This window comes from Pseudolactococcus yaeyamensis (assembly GCF_054658615.1).
In genome coordinates, this window is the sequence record NZ_BAAGGP010000003.1 from 1 (window position 1) to 19241 (window position 19241).

Annotated in this window: 26 protein-coding genes; 2 read left to right on the top strand and 24 right to left on the bottom strand. The window is 39.7% G+C overall.

The genetic code is table 11. The features are described from left to right. Positions 1 to 318: 318 nt before the first annotated feature. Positions 319 to 696: a large-conductance mechanosensitive channel protein MscL gene (gene mscL, locus ACYQ21_RS01020; protein ID WP_460054232.1), complete on the top strand. Its 378-nt coding sequence runs from the start codon at positions 319 to 321 to the stop codon at positions 694 to 696. Between the two features lie 60 nt (positions 697 to 756). On the opposite strand, the gene thrC is transcribed toward mscL, so the two are convergent. The 5 genes from thrC to ACYQ21_RS01045 all read right to left on the bottom strand — a co-directional run bounded on the left by thrC (position 757) and on the right by ACYQ21_RS01045 (position 5721). Then, a complete protein-coding gene (thrC, locus tag ACYQ21_RS01025) occupies positions 757 to 2247 on the bottom strand; it encodes a threonine synthase (RefSeq protein WP_460054233.1) in 1491 nt (496 codons plus the stop codon). Positions 2248 to 2354: 107 nt separating this feature from the next. Further along, on the bottom strand, positions 2355 to 2948 hold the full coding sequence (nusG, locus tag ACYQ21_RS01030; RefSeq protein ID WP_460054235.1) for a transcription termination/antitermination protein NusG: 594 nt from the start codon (positions 2946 to 2948) through the stop codon (positions 2355 to 2357). A gap of 133 nt (positions 2949 to 3081) precedes the next feature. Further along, positions 3082 to 3276, bottom strand: coding sequence for a preprotein translocase subunit SecE (gene secE / locus ACYQ21_RS01035; RefSeq protein ID WP_460054236.1), 195 nt, complete (start codon positions 3274 to 3276; stop codon positions 3082 to 3084). After that, positions 3276 to 3425 (bottom strand): 50S ribosomal protein L33, encoded by a 150-nt coding sequence (gene rpmG / locus ACYQ21_RS01040; protein WP_460054238.1) that lies wholly within the window; start codon positions 3423 to 3425, stop codon positions 3276 to 3278. Before rpmG ends, secE begins: the two co-directional genes overlap by 1 nt. 142 nt (positions 3426 to 3567) lie before the next feature. Further along, entirely contained in the window at positions 3568 to 5721 is a 2154-nt protein-coding gene (locus ACYQ21_RS01045; protein ID WP_460054240.1) for a transglycosylase domain-containing protein, read from the bottom strand. Positions 5722 to 6004: 283 nt separating this feature from the next. Between ACYQ21_RS01045 and ACYQ21_RS01050 the strand changes: the two genes are divergently transcribed. Continuing rightward, positions 6005 to 6880: an RluA family pseudouridine synthase gene (locus tag ACYQ21_RS01050; RefSeq protein WP_460054241.1), complete on the top strand. Its 876-nt coding sequence runs from the start codon at positions 6005 to 6007 to the stop codon at positions 6878 to 6880. A gap of 131 nt (positions 6881 to 7011) precedes the next feature. On the opposite strand, the gene ACYQ21_RS01055 is transcribed toward ACYQ21_RS01050, so the two are convergent. The 19 genes from ACYQ21_RS01055 to comGC all read right to left on the bottom strand — a co-directional run bounded on the left by ACYQ21_RS01055 (position 7012) and on the right by comGC (position 19184). Beyond that, positions 7012 to 7839 carry a class II fructose-bisphosphate aldolase gene (locus ACYQ21_RS01055; RefSeq protein WP_460054243.1) on the bottom strand — a complete coding sequence of 276 codons (828 nt, stop codon included), beginning with the start codon at positions 7837 to 7839 and terminating at the stop codon, positions 7012 to 7014. Between the two features lie 9 nt (positions 7840 to 7848). Continuing rightward, positions 7849 to 8367 carry a YjbQ family protein gene (locus tag ACYQ21_RS01060; RefSeq protein ID WP_460054245.1) on the bottom strand — a complete coding sequence of 173 codons (519 nt, stop codon included), beginning with the start codon at positions 8365 to 8367 and terminating at the stop codon, positions 7849 to 7851. Positions 8368 to 8370: 3 nt separating this feature from the next. Further along, the gene (locus tag ACYQ21_RS01065; RefSeq protein ID WP_460054395.1) at positions 8371 to 9075 is read right to left on the bottom strand and encodes a triose-phosphate isomerase; all 705 of its coding nucleotides are present in this window, start codon (positions 9073 to 9075) and stop codon (positions 8371 to 8373) included. Between the two features lie 8 nt (positions 9076 to 9083). Further along, the gene (locus ACYQ21_RS01070; RefSeq protein ID WP_460054247.1) at positions 9084 to 9731 is read right to left on the bottom strand and encodes a class II aldolase/adducin family protein; all 648 of its coding nucleotides are present in this window, start codon (positions 9729 to 9731) and stop codon (positions 9084 to 9086) included. Continuing rightward, positions 9732 to 10250 (bottom strand): hypothetical protein, encoded by a 519-nt coding sequence (locus ACYQ21_RS01075; RefSeq protein ID WP_460054250.1) that lies wholly within the window; start codon positions 10248 to 10250, stop codon positions 9732 to 9734. A gap of 35 nt (positions 10251 to 10285) precedes the next feature. After that, complete coding sequence (locus ACYQ21_RS01080; protein ID WP_460054252.1) at positions 10286 to 11659, bottom strand: PTS galactitol transporter subunit IIC; 1374 nt, start codon at positions 11657 to 11659, stop codon at positions 10286 to 10288. A gap of 20 nt (positions 11660 to 11679) precedes the next feature. Continuing rightward, the gene (locus ACYQ21_RS01085) at positions 11680 to 11964 is read right to left on the bottom strand and encodes a PTS sugar transporter subunit IIB (protein WP_460054254.1); all 285 of its coding nucleotides are present in this window, start codon (positions 11962 to 11964) and stop codon (positions 11680 to 11682) included. A gap of 68 nt (positions 11965 to 12032) precedes the next feature. Then, positions 12033 to 12497, bottom strand: a complete 465-nt coding sequence (locus ACYQ21_RS01090) for a PTS sugar transporter subunit IIA (RefSeq protein ID WP_460054255.1) — start codon at positions 12495 to 12497, stop codon at positions 12033 to 12035. A gap of 5 nt (positions 12498 to 12502) precedes the next feature. Next, positions 12503 to 13402, bottom strand: coding sequence for a PRD domain-containing protein (locus tag ACYQ21_RS01095; protein ID WP_460054257.1), 900 nt, complete (start codon positions 13400 to 13402; stop codon positions 12503 to 12505). Between the two features lie 391 nt (positions 13403 to 13793). Further along, entirely contained in the window at positions 13794 to 14606 is an 813-nt protein-coding gene (locus ACYQ21_RS01100; RefSeq protein WP_460054396.1) for a metal ABC transporter permease, read from the bottom strand. Next, entirely contained in the window at positions 14599 to 15333 is a 735-nt protein-coding gene (locus ACYQ21_RS01105) for a metal ABC transporter ATP-binding protein (RefSeq protein WP_460054260.1), read from the bottom strand. Before ACYQ21_RS01105 ends, ACYQ21_RS01100 begins: the two co-directional genes overlap by 8 nt. After that, on the bottom strand, positions 15333 to 15782 hold the full coding sequence (locus tag ACYQ21_RS01110; RefSeq protein WP_460054262.1) for a zinc-dependent MarR family transcriptional regulator: 450 nt from the start codon (positions 15780 to 15782) through the stop codon (positions 15333 to 15335). Before ACYQ21_RS01110 ends, ACYQ21_RS01105 begins: the two co-directional genes overlap by 1 nt. Positions 15783 to 15943: 161 nt before the next feature. Then, on the bottom strand, positions 15944 to 16795 hold the full coding sequence (gene ispE / locus ACYQ21_RS01115) for a 4-(cytidine 5'-diphospho)-2-C-methyl-D-erythritol kinase (protein WP_460054264.1): 852 nt from the start codon (positions 16793 to 16795) through the stop codon (positions 15944 to 15946). A 151-nt stretch (positions 16796 to 16946) separates the two neighbouring features. Then, the gene (locus ACYQ21_RS01120; RefSeq protein ID WP_460054266.1) at positions 16947 to 17456 is read right to left on the bottom strand and encodes a hypothetical protein; all 510 of its coding nucleotides are present in this window, start codon (positions 17454 to 17456) and stop codon (positions 16947 to 16949) included. A gap of 4 nt (positions 17457 to 17460) precedes the next feature. Further along, positions 17461 to 17745, bottom strand: a complete 285-nt coding sequence (gene comGG, locus ACYQ21_RS01125; protein WP_460054268.1) for a competence type IV pilus minor pilin ComGG — start codon at positions 17743 to 17745, stop codon at positions 17461 to 17463. An 11-nt stretch (positions 17746 to 17756) separates the two neighbouring features. Beyond that, positions 17757 to 18200 (bottom strand): competence type IV pilus minor pilin ComGF, encoded by a 444-nt coding sequence (gene comGF, locus ACYQ21_RS01130; RefSeq protein ID WP_460054270.1) that lies wholly within the window; start codon positions 18198 to 18200, stop codon positions 17757 to 17759. After that, the gene (gene comGE, locus ACYQ21_RS01135; RefSeq protein WP_460054272.1) at positions 18175 to 18480 is read right to left on the bottom strand and encodes a competence type IV pilus minor pilin ComGE; all 306 of its coding nucleotides are present in this window, start codon (positions 18478 to 18480) and stop codon (positions 18175 to 18177) included. The genes comGF and comGE overlap by 26 nt, the downstream gene beginning before the upstream one ends. Beyond that, a complete protein-coding gene (gene comGD / locus ACYQ21_RS01140; protein ID WP_460054275.1) occupies positions 18452 to 18937 on the bottom strand; it encodes a competence type IV pilus minor pilin ComGD in 486 nt (161 codons plus the stop codon). The genes comGE and comGD overlap by 29 nt, the downstream gene beginning before the upstream one ends. Further along, a complete protein-coding gene (gene comGC, locus ACYQ21_RS01145; protein ID WP_460054399.1) occupies positions 18852 to 19184 on the bottom strand; it encodes a competence type IV pilus major pilin ComGC in 333 nt (110 codons plus the stop codon). The genes comGD and comGC overlap by 86 nt, the downstream gene beginning before the upstream one ends. Between the last annotated feature and the right edge of the window lie 57 nt (positions 19185 to 19241).

Here is a 19241-nt window from a genome sequence, read left to right on the forward strand (position 1 = left end):
CGCTCCCCAGAAACATGATTACCCATCATCCTCGCATAATAGAATACTTGTCACTTATCTAACTTACCGCCTGACTTCTACTAGAGTCAGAGTTATCAAAGTGGAAACAGCTAGTGGGTTTGACGTGCAGTAATCGCTTGGGTTGCAGACTAAAGAATGAAGACTAAGCAACAAGGAGGATAAGCAAAATCCGTGAGTCCATTCCAGAACTATTATCTCTGAGAAACGGCTCAGTAGTCAAGTGAAAATTAATATCAATTAGGTAAAAATCGTAGTGGTTAATCACTACTAGAATATATTATACGAGGAGGTTTTTTAGTGTTAAAAGAATTTAAAGCATTTATTTTAAGAGGTAACGTCCTTGATTTGGCAGTTGGTGTCATTATTGGTGGCGCCTTTACCGCTATCGTCAAATCTTTAGTTGACAATCTGATCAATCCACTGATTGGTATTTTCGTTCATAACGGCGCGTTGGCTAAACTCAGTTTCAAGCTCGGCAACGCCACCTTTGCTTATGGCAAATTTTTGAATGACGTTTTAAATTTCATCATCACAGCCTTTGTCATTTTCATCCTGATTAAAGCGATTAACAAACTTTTCTCTGCCAAGCAAACAGAAGAAGCCGAAGAAATTGCTGCTATCAATGAAGAAGTTGAGACATTGAAAGAAATCCGTGATTTGTTGAAACAAAAATAAAACTAATTTATGATAGAAGAAAGACCTCAGATTTATGTTCTGGGGTCTTTCTTCTATTTATTAGTTTAGTGATAGATATTCTTCTACCGCTGCTTGCATCTCATCTGCCGGAATGACCGTATGATGTAAGATCGGTGCTCCAAATAGCTCCGAAACCGCTTTGGGCAGTGGCGTACCTGAAATTTCTTCTAGTTTTTTAACCAAATCAAAGTCATCTTCTTGCCCTGCCAATGTCGTCAAACTTTCGACAACGACTTTCGGAAACTTATAAGGACTAGCTGTTGAGACAATGACAGTTGGTGTTGGGTCTTGTACTTCAGCAAGGTATTTTTGATAAACAGCACTTGCGACCGCAGTGTGTGGATCTTCAACATAGTGATTAGCTTCGAAAGTCACTGCGATTTGAGCAGAAATTTCAGCCTCATCTGCATAGTCTGCATAAAAACCACTAAGCTCTGACAACATGTCGTCAGTGATTTTATAAGTACCTGTTGTGTTCAGACTTGCCATTAACTCCGATGTTGCGACATCACTGTCTCCCGTCAAATGGAAAATCAGACGTTCAAGATTAGATGACACCAAAATGTCCATTGATGGCGAACTCGTCACGAAAAAGTCCCGGTTTTTATCATAGGTGCCAGTGCGGAAGAAATCTGTCAGGACATTATTTTCATTCGAGGCACAGATGAGCTTACCTACTGGCAAGCCGATTTGTTTGGCATAGTAACCCGCTAAAATGTTCCCAAAATTACCTGTCGGTACAGTAAAGTTGATTTCAGCTCCATTTTCAATCGTATTCGATTTAACAAGCTGCGCATAAGCGTAAACATAGTAAGCAATCTGCGGGACAAGACGACCAATATTCATCGAATTGGCACTTGAAAATTGTTTGCCATTAGCCAGCATTTTATCACGCAAGGCTTGATTATTAAACATGGCTTTGACGTTGGTCTGGGCATTGTCAAAGTTACCATCAATCGCGATGACCTTGACATTGTCACCAACTTGAGTCGTCATTTGCCGTTCTTGAATTTTTGAAACCCCATCTTTTGGATAGAAAACAACGATTTTCGTTCCCGAAACATCTGCAAAGCCAGCCATTGCAGCTTTACCAGTGTCCCCAGACGTCGCCGTCAAGATGACAATCTCACGATCTACACCATGTTTTTTGGCAGCTGTCGTCATGAGATAAGGTAAGATAGAGAGTGCCATATCCTTGAAAGCAATCGTATTGCCGTGGAACAACTCAAGGTTATACTGACCATCCAACTTAACAAGCGGGGCAATAGCCGCATCATCAAACTTACTATCATAGGCATTTTCGACACAATAAGCAATCTCTTGCGCTGTAAAATCGTCTAAAAAAGCTGATAAAACAAGCGTCGCAACTTCTTGATAACTGGCATTTTTCAGCGTCTCAAAATCCAACTTAACATTTGGTGTTTCAGTCGGTACGTAGAGACCTCCATCTGTCGCAAGACCTTGAAGAATGGCTTGACTAGCGGTTACTTGATTGGTTTTATCGTGCGTTGATTGGTAAATTAAAGTCATTTTTGGCTCCTCATGATTGGCATTTCAGTTAGTCATATTGTAGCATAATTGTCAGAATATTTCAAAAAACTTCCAACTATTTTTCGGAAGTTTTTCTACTCTAACAATCAGTGATCAAGCTCATCAATTTGTTGTAGATCAAGCTCAACTGGCGTTTCACGTCCAAACATGTCAACCGTCACTTTCACCTTATCTCCATTGACTTCTGTAATCGGTCCTTCAAATCCAGCGAAGGCACCGTCAATAATTTTAATTGGCTTACCAACATAGACATCAAAGGTAATTTCACGGACAAGTTTGCCCATACCTTGCAGAATCTCTTGGATTTCTTCTTCAAATAGCGGTGTCGGTTTTGAACGGTTACCGTGAGAACCAACGAATCCTGTCACATTCGGCGTATTCCGCACGACAAACCAAGCCTCATCCGTCATATTCATCTCAACTAAAACATAACCCGGAAAGAGATTTTCTTCAACTTCTTTACGTTTACCATTGACTTCTTTGTCAACGGTCTCTGTCGGAATCTCGATGCGCAAAATATTATCCGTCATATTGTAGGTTTGCGCGCGTTCAAGCAAGTTTTCCTTCACTTTATTTTCGTAACCAGAATAGGTTTGAATGACAAACCACCCTTGTTCAAAGTTTACAACTTGTTCTTGAGCCGCTGCTTGTTCAATGTTTTCTTCAAATGTGTCTGACATGATAATTTCTCCTTAAATAGACAAGTGCCGAGGCACCCATAACCCAATCAATGGGGCGACCTTTTATAACAATTTAGAGTATCTTTTTGGTACAAGAAAAAGGCTTTTCGCCCCTTTCCCATATTATACCACATTATTTGATCATTGGTACCAATAATTTAACAGCTTGTGTGACACCACTTTTAACAATCCAGTCAAAAATCATGATAAACACCATGAAAAATACTGAATATTGAATGACCATGCCAAAATCTTTCACCGCTTCTGAGCGTGATGGCCATGTAACAAGGCGCATTTCAGCAACAATTGAATTGATAAATTTAAACATTACCTAGTCTCCTTATGCAAGGTGTATTTTCCACATGTTTTGCAGAATTTGTTCACTTCGAGACGTTTATCACGCCCGTTTGAACTGACAGCTATCGAATAGTTGCGCGATCCGCAGACCGTACAAGCTAAGCTCGCTTTTTTAATCATATATTTGTCTCCAGCTTATTATTTTACCAAAATATAGCCCATTAGTCAAATTACAAAATATCGAAAAGTAAAAACTCTTTTCCACCAAACAAAAAGCTATGTTTTTGTAGTGTTATCTAAATTTTGATTATTGGGCAACTAACTAGTCAAACCAAGACCTCACACGATCCCAGATATTGCCGCCAACTTCTTTAGCCTTTTCACCAGCTTTGTCTGTGAAAGATTTAGCCTTGTCCTTGATATCTTTGGCTTTGCTCTTAGCATCCTCAACAACACCATTGGTAGCTGGATCCTCTGATGCCGTTGTAACGGGCTCTACCCCTGCTAAGCTATAAGCATTTTCTTCCTTGAATTGTGTGTTATTCGCATATGGCAGAACCGTACTTGCCATCGTTCTGAAGATTTCTGATGCTGTTCCAGTTGATGTCCCATCCAGTCGATGTAACTCACTTTCAGGGTTTTCATAGCCTAACCAGAGCGTCATCACTACATCAGGTGTATAACCGATAACCCATTGGTCAATGTCTTCATTAGTTCCCGTTTTTCCTGCCAAGGTATAGCCGTACGGTGCTGCATAAATCCCTGTCCCATTTGTATAGGTACCTAACATCATCGAAGTCATCTTTTGTGCCGTTTGGCTATCAATTACGCGCGTTGCTTTCCCTTTTGCAGTCGCAACGGTTGTCCCAGATGCACTGACGATTTTCTTGATGAGATGGGCTTCATTCATAATCCCATCATTTGCAAACGTGGCATAGGCTTGTGCCATCTGCCATGGATTTGTCTCAACACCAGCGCCAAGCGCCGTCGCCAAAGTATCATTTTTATCCGTCAGACTGAGCCCAAATTTTTTCCCTTTCGCAACGCCAGTTTTAATACCAATAGCTTTAAAGGTATTAATGGCTGGGATATTATAGGAATTGGCAAGCGCTTGATACATGGGCATACTGCCATGCCATTGTCGATCGGCATTGAGTGGCTGCCAACCGTCGTAATTCGTAGGTTCATCAATAACTGTCTTGTTAATCGACCAGCCCGCCTCAATCGCTGGCGTATAGACAACTAAAGGTTTAATCGTTGATCCAGGACTTCGACCAGATTGGGTCGCAAAGTTAAAGCCACGGAAACTATCATTATCCGTTGTTGGCACCCGACCAATCAGCGCTTCCACTTCCCCTGTACTCGGATTAATCGCAACGGATGCCGACTGCGCACTGACACCATCTGCAGCGACTGGGAATTGGTAGGTATTGGCATAGGTTGTCTGCATCCCTGTCTGCATATTCTGATCCAGACCGGTATAAATTTTGTAACCGTTATTTAAAATATCATGTTCAGTTAAACCATAAACATTAATCGCTTCCTGAATCACCGCATCGAAATAGCTCGGATAGTTATAGTCATCATCTTTACCGACATAAGCATCCGCTAGATTACTCGTAATCCCGATTTGCATACTTGCTTCAGCGTCTGCTTGCTTAATGTATCCCGCATTAACCATATTTTGCAAGACCGTATCCCTACGATCTTTAGCGAACTTACCATCCTTATACAGCGGATTATAGACTTCCGGCCACTTGAGAATCCCAGCAAGCGTCGCCGCCTCTTCTACTGATAAATCCTTAGCTGACTTGCCATAGTATTTAAGACTCGCGTCCTGAATTCCCCATATCCCATTGCCAAAATAAGAATTATTCAGGTACATGGTTAAAATATCTTTTTTATCGTACTTTTTATTAATTTCAAGGGCTAGGAATAATTCCTTAGCCTTACGATCGACGGTTTGCTTCTGGGTTAGATAAGCATTTTTAGCTAACTGCTGGGTAATCGTTGACCCACCGCCGAATTTCCCTAACGTTACGACAGCTAAAAGTGTCCGCTTAAAATTAATCCCATTATTATCATAAAAAGTTCGGTCTTCTGTTGCAATTACAGCATTTTTAAGATTATCTGAAATCTCGTCAAAATTAACCGTCGTCCCTTTTTGACCATACATGGCACCTGCAGATTGCCCGTCTTTATCAATAATTTCCGTCCGCGCTTCCATCGATTGCTTAAGCGTTTCGACATTGGCTGTTTTGGCTAGAAAAAGCAGGTAGCTCGCAATAGACAGCACCAAAAAAAGGACCAAGGCAATTGTGATTTTGGTCAAATTATACCGTTTCCAAAAACGCTTAATCGGCGCAGGCATCAATTGTCGCTTTTGGGTTTTAATTTTGGCTTTTCGATCTAATTCTGGATCGGCATTTTTTCGCGTTCGACTTAAACTCGACTTCTTTACTTCGTTTTCTGTCATAGCTCTATTCTACCATATTTTAGTCAATGCACCGTATCGTTAGGCGTTAGTGCTAATATCTATTTGATTATGCTGTTTTAAAATAGAAACTGACTAATAGATTTATCACAACGAGTACTGCAAAAATCATAGCTTACTTCGGGTAATGCATACTGACTAATAATAAAGTGATACCGCCAAATATCAACACCTTCAATGCAATCAAGCCAATCAATTTCAACAAGACATCAAATTTGATGAGTTATTTCAAAATAGAATAGCATATTTTTGATATAATAGCTACATGAAATTCACGATAAAACTCCCCGCTGACCTAAAGAAGATGTCGGTGGAAAATCTTTTAACGACCGAGTGGCTTGTGCCAAAAAAACAACGACATTTTTTGAGAATCAAGCGACATCTACTAGTCAATGGTGCCGTAGCTCGGTTTTCTGATCCAATTAGCGGCGGCGACCAAATCACTGTCCTATTTGATACTGAAGATTTCCCTGCTAAACAGTTGGTTTTTGGTGACAAACAACTAGGCAAGTCCTTGATTTTATACGAGGATGACCATCTCGTCATTGTTAATAAGCCCGAAAACATGAAAACACACGGCAATGACAAGGCTGAAATCGCTTTGCAAAATCATATTGCAGCGGCTTGCGGTACGCCAGTTTATGTCGTTCACCGTTTAGACTTTGAAACTTCTGGCGCTGTTTTACTTGCTAAAAATCCGTTTGTTCTACCTATTTTGGATCAAATGTTGCAGGATAGACAGATTCATCGCACCTATCAAGCCTTGTGTGCTGGACAATTCGCCCAAGATAAGTTGACGATTAATCAAGCTATCGGAACTGATCGCCATGACAAAAAACGGCGACTTATCGTGGGTCGAGGTGGACAGCGTGCAGTGACGCATATTCATGTTTTGAAACGTTTGGCAGTTCATACTTTGGTTCAGTGTCAGCTTGAAACCGGACGGACGCACCAAATTCGCGTACATCTCAGCAGTCTAGGACATTCTATCATGGGTGACACCCTGTATAATGGTCGCAAAGCCGATCGACTGATGTTACACGCGAAACACTTGACCCTCACACACCCTTTTTCCCATGCCAAAATCAAGGTGACTGCACCCTCTAAAAGTTTTGAGGTAACATTGGCGTGCTCCAACTAAATCTCGTTTAAAAATGATATAACAGTCAAAAAGAGTCTGGGATAAAAATCGAAAAATAGTATAATTTAGCTATTTTTCGATTTTTATCCCAGACTCCAGTCTAGAAAATTTTTGAATGTCACAACTTCTCTTTATTTGGTATGAAATACTTTAAAGTAGTGCTCAAGTGTTTGAGCCATTGCAACATCTGCTGCTTTTTTCATGTCAAAAAAGTCATCATATTTTTGAGCATACATCGCATCCCTTGCCGCAACGATGAAATCTGTGAAGATATTTATCTTAGCGATTCCTTCTGTCGCACAACGACCCAAATTCCCATCTCCTGATGATGAGCCACCGTGGAGTACCAGCGGAACTTTTATTTCACAATAAATTTCATGAAGTCTGTCAAAATTGATTTTCGGTGTGCCTTTGTAGGTGCCATGAGAAGTGCCAATAGAGATAGCCAGTGAATCCACTCCTGATTCTTTTGCGAAATTTACTGCTTCATCTACATCAGTATAAATACTTTCTTCTTCTTCCTTGAATTCTCCGTTTCCATTAGATCCTACATGTCCAATTTCAGCTTCAACAACGATGCCACGTTTATGCGCTTCCTCTGCAATAAACTTCGAGCGTCTTAAATTATCTTCAAAAGAATCCGCAGAGGCATCAATCATGACAGATGAAAATCCAAGATCCATCGATTTAAGAATACGACTTTCCGTAACGCCATGATCTAAATGAAGCACTACCGGTGTACTTGATTTTTCAGCATAATATTTCCCTATTTCCGCTGCTTCCTCCAGAGACATCATGCCCAAATGCTTTTCTGCAAATGCTAAAATCAAAGGTTTTTTCAATCTTTCAGCAGTCTCCACATAAACTCTCGCCGAATTACTGTCGAAAAAGTTGGCAGCTGGTATGGCATATTTTCCAATTCTGGCTTTTTCCAGCATTTCTTTTCCAAAAACTATCATGATGTTCTCCTATTCACCCATTATCATTAAATTACAAGTACGTGTTCTCACTCTATTTCTGTCCCAATCAATAAAATATAGATAACCGACTGAGCCAATCAACGCCTTACCATCTTTTATAATAACGCTTTCATTAGATCCAAACATTGAAGCTCTTAAATGAGCATCTGCATTCAAAATTGTGGCCGGATCTGTTGGAAATGACGGATCTACCTTTGCAAGATCATAGAGAAAATCTACATGTTTCTGTCCAGGATAAAGGTAGTCACTTTCAGTAAGCTGAGGCGGAATAAGTTGATCTAAAATACGATTCAAATCTACCTGCAAGAGTTCATCTCCATTCCAGTCAAGATCATGGACGAACTCTTCAAACACGACAGAGCAAGTAGTGTGCTGTGAGCTTATCAAAAGCATGCCGTCTTTGATACCTGATTCTTTAATAAATTTTTTTACATCATCTGTAATATTCGTATAAGTAACTCGTCGACCATTCGACGCCACTTTTATTTGCCCATGTTTTATTGTCATGATTTATTTCCTTTCCTCATTTCTTAAATAAACTTTATGGGCTGCTTCAACCATATCTTCCAGCATTTTGATTGGTGAGCCTGCATTCGTAATGCCACTTGTGCAACCTGTGCCATGTGCTCCGATGGATAAGATGTGATAGACATCTTCAGCAGTTGAAACGCCTGAAGCCTGCATAATTAGAACATCTTTATTAATCGCTCTCACGGCTTCGTTAGTCTCATTAATATAAGAGTCATCACTCGTTTGCCCTGTTCCGATAAGTTCGGTAGGTTCGCAAAGAATGATATCGGGATTCAGCATAGCAACCGCAAGCGCTTCTTCCAAAGAGTCTGCACATACAATAGTCAAAATCTCAAGCTCTCTTGCTCGTTTCATAGAGGCTGTCAATTCTGCCAATGTCAAAGCACGTTCTGCATGATTTAGGAAAACTGCACGCGCACCCGCTGCATAAATGGATTCTGGAAGCACATGCCCCATCCCTCGTCCAGGTTGAATCCCGTCCATATGCTGAGCTGTCACGATGATATTTTGGGTTGTAGCTGCAACTGTCGATATATCTGCAAATGGACAGGTCACAAAGACTGTTATTTCTGGATATTTTTCAGCCAACTCATCTGCTTTTACAGCCATTTTTAATAATTCTTCCCCGTAAAGATAGGATTTCGGGTTGAACATGAAAAATGGTGCTTTAACTACTTTTTTCATTTTATTCATTAAACTTTATCCTGTCCATAATGTTCGAAAACGCCGACTGCTTCTTGCACCTGTTCTGGCGTCATTTTTGCAATTTCTCCTCCAACGGCACGAGCTACAAATAATGTTTTTGCTCCTTCTTCCAGATAAACCACTGAATAAAGGGCATCGTGCAAATTTGCGCCGATGCCAACTACGCCGTGATTTTTCAACACTACCGCTGTTGACTCACCGATATAATCAACTACTTTAATTCCCATATCTATATTTGCTGCGGTAGAATAAGGGGCTACCGTGATATGACCTTTATTGGCATTTGCAATCGTTGACAAGTCACAATCAATTTGATCATAAACCAACCCCAATCCTGTAGCATATGGTTGATGTGTATGAATGACTGCATTGACTTTCGGCATTTTTTCAAAAACATAACAAATCGCTTCTGTGTCGACACTCTTCCTTCGTGTCCCTTCGAGAACATTTCCTTTTGGATCTACCAAGAGAATATCATCTGCAACCATTTCATCATAAATCATCCCAGACGGTGTAACCAAAATATTACCGTCTGGCAGTCTCATACTGACATTTCCACCAGAAAGTGCAATCAGCTGATATTTATCTAATTTTAAAGCCGTATCAAGTACTTCCTGCTTTTCTTTTTGATACATTTACAAATTCTCCATTTCTATTGCTTTTTTCCCCTTAACCTTTTCGTTATAAAAAGTATTCTTTCTTCTTGCAATAGCCTTTAGACTATCCGGATGCTTCTCATATTCTAAATTCAGTAAAGACATAAAGAGTTCTTTGCCATCTTCGTATTTCCCAGCATTAATCCAATAACGTCCCTTTACAAGCCCACCACCATTAATACGCAAATAGATTTTTGCCGCTGAAGGAAATTCTCTTATCTTAAATAAGGTTAGCTCATCCATGTTATAATGATCTGTTCTGTTAACGGATGTAAAGCTAAAATTTTTCCCTTCAATTGTCACGATTTTAGGATGAACTTTTGCAATGAAGGTGTTCCAAAAACTATACGCAGCAACTATCGCAAAAAGACCCGTAATAATAGGTAGGATATTCAACAATGCTAGAATAAGCAACACAAGCATTGCCAAAAAGGAAACAACTCCCGTTATTAAAACATCAAATAGATAGAGTTTCTTATCATATTCAAAACTTTTCATATCCGACCTCTTCCCATTTTTAACCTAAAAATACTTTAAGCATCTAACTCGGCTTCATGCATCAGTTGTGCTTCTTTTTTAATACGCATACGATTCCAAATTGCCATTGCGAACGCAATCACACCACCAATACCTGTTCCAATCCAACCTAATTTATTTAGTGAGAAAAGAACCCAAGTCAAGGGATTTGCACCATCACAAATAGAAGAAATTTGACTTGCACCTTCTGGCATCTTGAAGTTCACATCTTTAGCGGCTTGTGTGATATAGGGTGCTAAGTCTGTTGCGATATAAAGACCAATTGTTAAAACAATAATCCCTACGATGATGCCTCTGAAACCGTTTTGTTTTACGACTGGTGTAATCAAGACAAACATCCACGGAATAACCGCTAAATCTGCAAATGGCAGTACATGATTACCGGGCAGAATGACAGCTAAGAAAATTGCAATTGGAACAAGGATAAAGGCAATAGACAGTGTCACTGGATGTCCGACACCAACGGCTGAATCAAGGCCAATATAGATTTTCCCACGACTCTTGAAGTGCATTTGAATAAAATCAGAAGCAGCATCAGAGATAGGAATCAAACCTTCCATCAACAGAGCAGCCATTTTAGGAATTAACACCAGAACTGCACCAAGAGAAACAGCCAGTGTCAATACCTTTGTCACATCATAACCTGCCAAAATACCAATGATTAACCCCATAAATGTACCGAGTAAAATAGGCTCTCCGAAGACTCCGAAACGTCTCTGAGCAGTCTCCATGTTGATGTTAATTTTATTGATACCAGGAATCACATCAATCATTTTATTGACGACTAAAGCAATTGGTACGTAAGCCGTTGTAAAGCCGTGAGGTAAAGAAACACCCGGTAAATCAAGTGACTCTTCAACCATTGGTGCTGTCACATCGCCAAGTACCATAACAATCACCATGTTGATGACTGCAACAATAATACCAATTGCCATTGAATTTGTCAGAATGGCACTGAGAGCCCCTGTGAAGGCAAAATGCCAGTAATCCCAGATATCAACATCAACCGTCTGTGTTGTGTTTGTCAAAATCATGACAATATTAACAACTAAACCTAGAGGGATAATAATCAAGCCAACCGTTGACCCCATTGCAATAGCCGCTGCTGCTGGCCATCCGACATCAATAACTGACAAATGCAAGCCGAATCGGGCTACCATAGATTGAACTGCCGGAGCTAAACTTGTTCCCAAGAGGGAGTTAATTACTAGGTTAAGTCCGATGAAACCAACACCTACCATTAAACCGGCACGGATTGATTTTCCGACTCCTGTGCGAAAACAAAGTCCAAGGATCGTAATCACAATCGGCATTACCACAGAAACGCCTAATCCTTGAATAAACTGGAAGAAACTAATCACTGTATCCATCTTAACTTACTCCTTTTCAATTATTGATTCATTAAATCCAAAATTTGTTGAATGGCTTTCTCTTTTCCAACCCCTGTCAAGAAACTTACGCCTGAAACGAAAGGAATCTTTAACCCTTGAGGTGGCTGAGTCGTAGCGATAAGAAAATCGTAACTATCCTGCATACTGACTGCTTCCATTACCTTTATCTGGTTAATTTTGTACTTGCCTGCAAAACCATTTTCATCTAAAGCTTGATTAACTTTTTGATGTACGGCAGTGGATGTTGCGATTCCTGAACCGCATGCTAATAAGATATTTTTCATTTTGTCCTTCTTTCTATTGCTAATGACTTTCTTCAATTAAAATGAACTAATTGAATTTATTCGACCTTTTACTCCTTTCCGCTTAAAAAAGCATTTTTGATTGCCATCACACTTTTAGCATCTCTAAGTGTTTGTAAGAAAGCATCATCACTAAATAACTCTATCAATTCTGCGAGTAACCCCACTTGCTTTTTGGGTTCTGTAATGCCTAAAACCATGATGTACTCCGGTTTTACAGGTACATCATCTGTTCCCATTTGGATAAATTCTATTCCTTCATGCGCAATTTTGTTGATGAAAATAAACGGTGACTTAATATGAATAGAATCTGTATGCGGAATAGCTATTGAAATTTTTTCAAGTTCCAAACCTGTCGGATAAGCCGCTTCTCGTTCAATAATTGCTGCTTCAAAGGTATCGTAAACATAGTTTAGCTCCAAAAGCCGCTGAGAAGCATTTTTGAAGAACGCTTCATTGGAAACCGACTTTTCTACATCATTAATTAAATCATCATGTAGCATCTCTTTAATCATACTCACTAGTTTTCCTCCCCAAGTAACCTGACGACATGTAACAGAAGATAAAGTTCTTCTGAGCTATTAAATGTGATGCCATAGTATTCTTTTAAAAATCTTTTTATCTTTTCAACTGCCTTCATTTCTCTTGGACAAGATTTTGCTGTATCCTGATAAAGAGATAAAATTTTTAAATTACTATCTACTCTTTGCTCATTGCTTGATAATTGGCGCATTAGAAAATACCTTAAATGCAAGATGAAACGAGAATAATTCACAGAATCCTTGTCAATTTCAAACTGACTTTCTTCACTGACAAGATCTAAAATCTCCTCCATAAGTTTATTCAGTCTGATAATCTCTGTCAAATCACCTGTATCAGTTAGCGCATTGACAAAGTGAAGCGTAAAGAATGTAACCTCACTTTCCGGAAAATTCAACTTGTACCTCTCATTAAGATACTGCACGGCAGCTTTTCCCAAAGCATACTCTTTGGGATAGAGATACTTGAACTCATAAAGGAAAGCTTCGTCACTTATCTGGAACTTCTCATTTCTTTCTATTGAAAATTGTATGTGGCTTGCCAAAGTAAAAACAAAAGATTCCGCTAGAGCTCCATTCAGCTCCTTGTTAAATTTCACCGCAACATCTTCTGCCATTGTCAAGACATTTTCGTCAATTTCTTTCAGCTCATCTATTATTTTTTGTTCCTGAGCAGTTGACTGAAATCTATAGAATGAAGAAATATTCGATTTATCTATAGTATCTCCTTTCTTTTTTCCAAATCCGATTCCTTTTCCCAGAGCAATCAATTCATTATTCTTATCGTCTTTGATCAACAAGGCATTCTGATTCAATGATTGAACAACTTTCAATTTACACAAACCTCCCATCTGTATACAAATATAAACAAAAATAGACATAACCATCATATAAGAATGAACTGGTTATGCCTAATCTAATAGTTACACAATTTTATTTATTATTTACTTTAAACTAAGTATAACACAGTTCAAAAAATAATGCAAGCGCTTTATCAAAAAAATGTATTATAAAAATTTCTTAGCTAAGAGCCAATATTAGCAATCATGTTTGACAACTCATGACCTCTGTTTTCAGATTCACCAATAATAGGCTTACCATGTTGTTTAACGGTTTCAAATAAGTCATTTTCTAAAACTCTCCAAAAATATTTAAAAAATCTGGAATTTCAACATTAAAAGGAGCCTCTTCCTTGAAAAATTCGCACCGGAGAATTACTCCTCCCCCGAAATGCAGACTTCATTTTCAATTGCCAACTGTCACAACTTTAATTTAAGTCCTGAGTTTCTTGACCTGACCCATGATGAGGGTCAGGACAAAGACGCCAACAAAAACAAGGGTGATGGTCGCACTGGCTGGTGCACCACTTTCATAGGAAATGACTAAGCCTGCTAACATACCGATAAAGCCGATGATGACAGCAAGTGCTAGGACACGCTTAAAGGTCAAGCCGATTCGCATAGCGATAGATGCTGGCATAACCATAATGGCTGAAACTAGGAGGGCACCTGCAACTGGAATCATCAGGGCAATGGCAATCCCTGTGACGACATTAAACATAGTTGACATGAGCCGAACAGGTAGGCCATCAACAAAAGCTGTATCCTCATCAAAAGTCATCACGTACATGGGGCGCATGAAGAGCGCAAAAACGACGAGGACAACAACCGCCAAAATCGCAAGCAGGATAACTTGAGTTTGGGAAACGGTCACAATCGAGCCAAAAAGATATTGATCAAGGTTGATGCCTTTCCCATGACCGGTATTAGCAAAAATCAAAGCGAGTGATAAACCAAGGCTCATCAGAATAGCTGTGGCAACTTCCAGAAAATTGCGATAGAGTGTTCGCAAATATTCGAGAAGGATGGCTGCTAAAATCACAACAACAATGGTTGAGAGATTAGGCGATATCCCGATAAATAAACCAAAAGCAACACCTGCTAACGATACATGGCTGAGCGTATCACTCATCAAACTTTGGCGGCGCAGGACGAGAAAAACACCTAAAAGGGGGGCAAATAAGGACATGGCAACAATGGCAAAGAAGGCACGTTGCATAAATTCATATTGGAAGAGACTAAACACCACTTACCTCCTGATTTTTCAAGGCTTCGTTGCCTTGTTCAGCAGTATTGTCATGAACACTAAAACAGCGCCAATGCGTATTTTGCTTACGCGCCAGATGAATATTGCGATCAGAAAAAGCTTTGACATCTTCGGCATCGTGTGTAATCATCAAAACTGCTTTACCGTGTTTGTGGGCAGCATGGCTCATCAAACGATAAAATTCTGAACGACTGACATCATCCATTCCTGTCGTTGGTTCATCCAAAATGAATAAATCAGGGTCACTGGCAAACATTCTGGCAATGGCCACCCGTTGCTTTTGTCCCCCTGACAAGGCACCCATCCGCTGATCACGCTGTTCCCACATACCAACCGAGCGTAATGATTTCTCAACATGCTCCAAATCATGCTGGGTAATGCGCTTAAACCAACCATTTCGCGGAAAACGACCACTGGTCACAAATTCCTTGACCGTGCTTGGAAAGTCGGCATTAAAACTGGCAATCTGTTGCGGAAGATAAGAAATTCTCAATTTTTTGCCCTTAATATTTTGCTTGGCTATGGTAACCGCACCCGTCTTAGGTTTGATGATGCCTAGGGTGGCTTTGACGAGCGTGGACTTGGCTGCTCCGTTTTCACCTGTCAAAGTAACAAACTCGCCGGCATTAATTCGAAAGGCAACATTTTCCAGAACTGGTTCAGCATCGTAGACGAAGCTCAATTTTTTCACTGTGATGTAGTTCATTAAAACTCCTTTTCCAATTTTTCCAGAAATCTTGCGATAGTTTGCTGTTCATTTTCAGAAAATGCGTCAGCAATATGGTCGTAGGTTGCAAGCGTGGCTTGATGATGATGGACATGTTCTTCTGCAATCGGCTGACCTGTTTTGGACAGACGCCAAAGCACAATCCGATCATCAGAAGCTGATTTTTCCGAATGCGTCAGATTCAGTTGCTGCAATTTTTTCAGCGCCTTAGTCACGGCAGCTGGTGAAATATTGAGTTTCTCAGCGAGTTTAGCGTTCGTCAATTTTTCATGCAGAAGCAACATCAAAATATGCTCTTGTGTGTTGGTCAAGCCCGCATCGGACTCACACTTTCCTAGCAAAACTTCTTGTTTATTTTCAGCCAGTTGCATGATCTTGGTCAATAACCTATCGATTTGTTGGCCGACCTGTTGTGTTTTCTTTTTCATATCTTGTGATTTCCTTTACCAGTTAAGTATATCATCCCAGATAAAAATGTCAATCAAAAAAACAGACTCAGTCGATATCTGTTTCCTTAAAAAATCTTGATAAATTTTAGCGTGCAGTTGCTGCAACTTCTCGGCAGCTTTACCAACGAGGACATCCTCTTCTAAAGCATTCTCACTAGGTAGACTTCATCACAAAACCCCTTGATACTGTTACAAATACGTTGGGCTTTTTTCTCTTGTTGACACAGTGCAAAAACAGTTGGCCCACTCCCACTCATTAGCACACCATCCGCACCGCTCGCCAATAACCGCTCCTTAATCTTTGAAATCAAGGGATGTTTGGCTAATGTGACAGCTTCTAATGCATTGCCAATATTTTGAAGTAGACCATCAAAATCAGAATTAACGACTGCCTTTTCTAAAGCATCAATATCTGGATGCTGAATTTTATCCACCTTGACACGACGAAAAATTTCAGGTGTTGAAACGCCAAATGACGGTTTCACAAGAATCACCCAAAATTTTTTCGGATTTTCAATCGGTCGGATGTGCTCCCCCCGACCAGTCACACGCGCCGTCTTACCGTAAACACAATAAGGAACATCTGAGCCGATTTGTTCTCCTAATTTCGCCAATTCTGACGTTGTTAGATTAAGCTGCCAAAGTTGATTGAGTGCGCGTAAAGTCGCTGCAGCATCTGATGAACCACCTGCTAGACCAGCTGCAACTGGCGTTTTTTTGTCAATATAAATTTCGACACCTTTTTTGATGTCAAATGTCTTTTTCAGCACCATGGCCGCTTTATAGGCGTGATTTTTTTTGTTAAGCGGAACAAAGCTAGAGTTAGACCGTAAGCGAATCACCTGTTCATTCTCAAGTTCTCGTACAGTAATACGATCCGCCAAATCAACACTTGTCATAATCATATCCAGCTCATGATAGCCATCATTGCGCTTGCCGATGACATCCAAGCCTAGGTTAATTTTAGCCGGTGCTTTTTCTGTAATTTCCATATATCTATTATACCATGCCATGTTCAGCATCCAAAATTGCTTCACAAATTCACTGAAAACAAACTTTATTATTTTGAACCACCCATTATACCAAATAAAAGAGTTATTCCTCACAGTAAGCAATAGCGTATCTCAGAAGCAGTCTTTCGTATCATCGTTCGGATAGATAGACTTCAATTTCTTTAGATGTCAATTTTTTAACTTCTGTATCTGAATATTCTCGATAATCTTCCTTTACAAATAAAGGAGTCTGCGTTGGGCATCGTTTATTTGTATTTCGCTTCAAATAAAGTAACAACGCCTCAATATCTACGAAAATTTTATAGGATATCCTACCTGTCGCACTTTGAAGCTCATAGATGCCACAGCTTTTTTTAACAGTATAATCTGCAGTTCTCAAATAAAGTTTGGCAATATCCAAAGACTTAAAAGGAAAATACCACCTTTGACTTCCTCGCTTTTCGTCAGGATTGATACAAATACAGCGGCCACAAGTGCCACAAATATATTGGACATGGTTGTGTAAACAATCTAACGGATTTAATAACGGCGTTATCCGTTTATGATCGCTATAGCATTCTTGACATATTTCTTTCAATTTATTGCCACTTTGAAAAGTGTCGTTTTGTGCCGTTTTAGAAGGTGTTCTATTGCTTTTCATGTTTCTATTTTACCACATGCGGTAATTCAAAATGATAAATTCTTGTATTTTCTAAGCGAACAGTTACTTTAAGTACACCGCCCATTTGTTGATACTCAGAAAGCCCAGTATTAAATCGAATCTGACCTGATTTTTGGTTGCTAACCCGCTCCTGTGTCATCTTCGCCATGAGCTGTGCGCTCAAAAAAGCTTTCTGGCTCATCAGATTCTTCTGATTATCAACAACAGCACTCAGATAAAAACTTAAAATCATCCCGAAAATGACTGCCATGACCAACGCATAGAGCATGATGCCACCTTTTACTTGACGTTTGAAAATGCATAGATAAATGTTCGCTCACCTCCTTTGCTAAACTTCATATGAATAGTTACAAGATTACCAACATTTGAAATATCGGCAGAAGATACCTCATAAATCATTGGTTGATACCCTTGTCCTTGCGCATTGGTTTTACGAAAATCATCCGCTCCTCCCCTTACACCAAACCTTAATTCACCCTTGGGTGTGTTGACATAGAGAAAATTATCGGATACTTTATAGAATTCTGCGCGCTCTAGTTCACGCCTCAGCAGATTTGAAAAATTTTGCCAATTTTTATCATCTGATTGACGGATGGCCTTAAATTCCTGCGCAATTAACTCTGTCATGCCTTGAATCACAAGCATTGACAAACTCATCGACAAAAGTGCCACCAAACACTCCAATAAAGTAAAGGCTCTAAGGGGTTTCTTGTAAAATTTCAAGGCGCAATACCTCCTGTCCTGAACTTTCTAACACCACTTGTTTATCTGTTTTTATCACAGTCACGCTAACACCATTTTCTCGCAGATGACTTTGTTTGCTATCAAATGCCATTAACCCCACATTTAAGACTTCAATATCTTGATTTTGTCTCGCTACCTGCGCACGACTTGCCGAAACTTCTGCTAATACAAGGCTTGACAAGACCACCAACAAAGCCATCGCCATGATGCTTTCCAGTAAAATATAAGCCTTAACTTGTTGTTTTTTTATATTGACCACTTCCTAGCTGGAGCTGATAGGTGATTTCTCTGTCTCCTTCATAGGGCAGTGAAATCACGATTTTCGCCTCCTTGATTGATTGAAGATTACCGTTCTCCTTAAAGGTGATGTCAAAATCTGAGAATTGCGTTTCTTTCGGAACAGGTTGATTGGCACCGTTAACTTTGACTGTACCATTGAACGCCGACAGATTTCTAGGCGCTGCATTTGTGACAGCCTGTGCTTGTTGATTTTTCAAAATCATCTCAAATTGCAAAACAAACAACTCCCCCCGAATAATATGGACAGTTTTCTGAAAAGTTGCCGAAAACATCAAAATCAGAAAACAAGTGAGCGATAAAGTGAGCAAACTTTCCAATAAAGTGAAAGCTCTAATTGGAAAGTTCACGTGTTTCAGTCGTATTTTTCGTATAGTACTCATTGTAAGTATCCGCCTGCTTTTGCGTAATGTTGCCATTGCTGACTAACTTGCTTAATGTGACCTCATCTGTATGTTCCAATTTATAAAGCTCGGCTTGCGAATTGACCACCTTCACAACTGCGCCATTACCGGTATTCTTGACCGTTTCTTTTTGCTTGGAAAGATTGGGAACAAAGAGTAAAATCAGAACACTAATGATTAATAAAACGACTAACATTTCAATCAAAGTGAAACCAGCGACCTGTTTCTTCTTAATTTTTCTGAGGGTTGCGCTATTTTTCATATTTTTTCCTTTCTGCGATGCCATTTCATGACTTCTTAAAACTTGATCTACCCTTGC

Coding starts and splice junctions, on each gene's coding strand:
- thrC (WP_460054233.1), bottom strand. CDS start 2,247: ATGACTTTAATTTACCAATCAACGCACGATAAAACCAATCAAGTAACC.
- nusG (WP_460054235.1), bottom strand. CDS start 2,948: ATGTCAGACACATTTGAAGAAAACATTGAACAAGCAGCGGCTCAAGAA.
- secE (WP_460054236.1), bottom strand. CDS start 3,276: ATGTTTAAATTTATCAATTCAATTGTTGCTGAAATGCGCCTTGTTACA.
- rpmG (WP_460054238.1), bottom strand. CDS start 3,425: ATGATTAAAAAAGCGAGCTTAGCTTGTACGGTCTGCGGATCGCGCAAC.
- ACYQ21_RS01045 (WP_460054240.1), bottom strand. CDS start 5,721: ATGACAGAAAACGAAGTAAAGAAGTCGAGTTTAAGTCGAACGCGAAAA.
- ACYQ21_RS01050 (WP_460054241.1), top strand. CDS start 6,005: ATGAAATTCACGATAAAACTCCCCGCTGACCTAAAGAAGATGTCGGTG.
- ACYQ21_RS01055 (WP_460054243.1), bottom strand. CDS start 7,839: ATGATAGTTTTTGGAAAAGAAATGCTGGAAAAAGCCAGAATTGGAAAA.
- ACYQ21_RS01060 (WP_460054245.1), bottom strand. CDS start 8,367: ATGACAATAAAACATGGGCAAATAAAAGTGGCGTCGAATGGTCGACGA.
- ACYQ21_RS01065 (WP_460054395.1), bottom strand. CDS start 9,075: ATGAAAAAAGTAGTTAAAGCACCATTTTTCATGTTCAACCCGAAATCC.
- ACYQ21_RS01070 (WP_460054247.1), bottom strand. CDS start 9,731: ATGTATCAAAAAGAAAAGCAGGAAGTACTTGATACGGCTTTAAAATTA.
- ACYQ21_RS01075 (WP_460054250.1), bottom strand. CDS start 10,250: ATGAAAAGTTTTGAATATGATAAGAAACTCTATCTATTTGATGTTTTA.
- ACYQ21_RS01080 (WP_460054252.1), bottom strand. CDS start 11,659: ATGGATACAGTGATTAGTTTCTTCCAGTTTATTCAAGGATTAGGCGTT.
- ACYQ21_RS01085 (WP_460054254.1), bottom strand. CDS start 11,964: ATGAAAAATATCTTATTAGCATGCGGTTCAGGAATCGCAACATCCACT.
- ACYQ21_RS01090 (WP_460054255.1), bottom strand. CDS start 12,497: ATGATTAAAGAGATGCTACATGATGATTTAATTAATGATGTAGAAAAG.
- ACYQ21_RS01095 (WP_460054257.1), bottom strand. CDS start 13,402: ATGTCTATTTTTGTTTATATTTGTATACAGATGGGAGGTTTGTGTAAA.
- ACYQ21_RS01105 (WP_460054260.1), bottom strand. CDS start 15,333: ATGAACTACATCACAGTGAAAAAATTGAGCTTCGTCTACGATGCTGAA.
- ACYQ21_RS01110 (WP_460054262.1), bottom strand. CDS start 15,782: ATGAAAAAGAAAACACAACAGGTCGGCCAACAAATCGATAGGTTATTG.
- ispE (WP_460054264.1), bottom strand. CDS start 16,795: ATGGAAATTACAGAAAAAGCACCGGCTAAAATTAACCTAGGCTTGGAT.
- ACYQ21_RS01120 (WP_460054266.1), bottom strand. CDS start 17,456: ATGAAAAGCAATAGAACACCTTCTAAAACGGCACAAAACGACACTTTT.
- comGG (WP_460054268.1), bottom strand. CDS start 17,745: ATGCTCTATGCGTTGGTCATGGCAGTCATTTTCGGGATGATTTTAAGT.
- comGD (WP_460054275.1), bottom strand. CDS start 18,937: ATGGCAACATTACGCAAAAGCAGGCGGATACTTACAATGAGTACTATA.
- comGC (WP_460054399.1), bottom strand. CDS start 19,184: ATGAAAAATAGCGCAACCCTCAGAAAAATTAAGAAGAAACAGGTCGCT.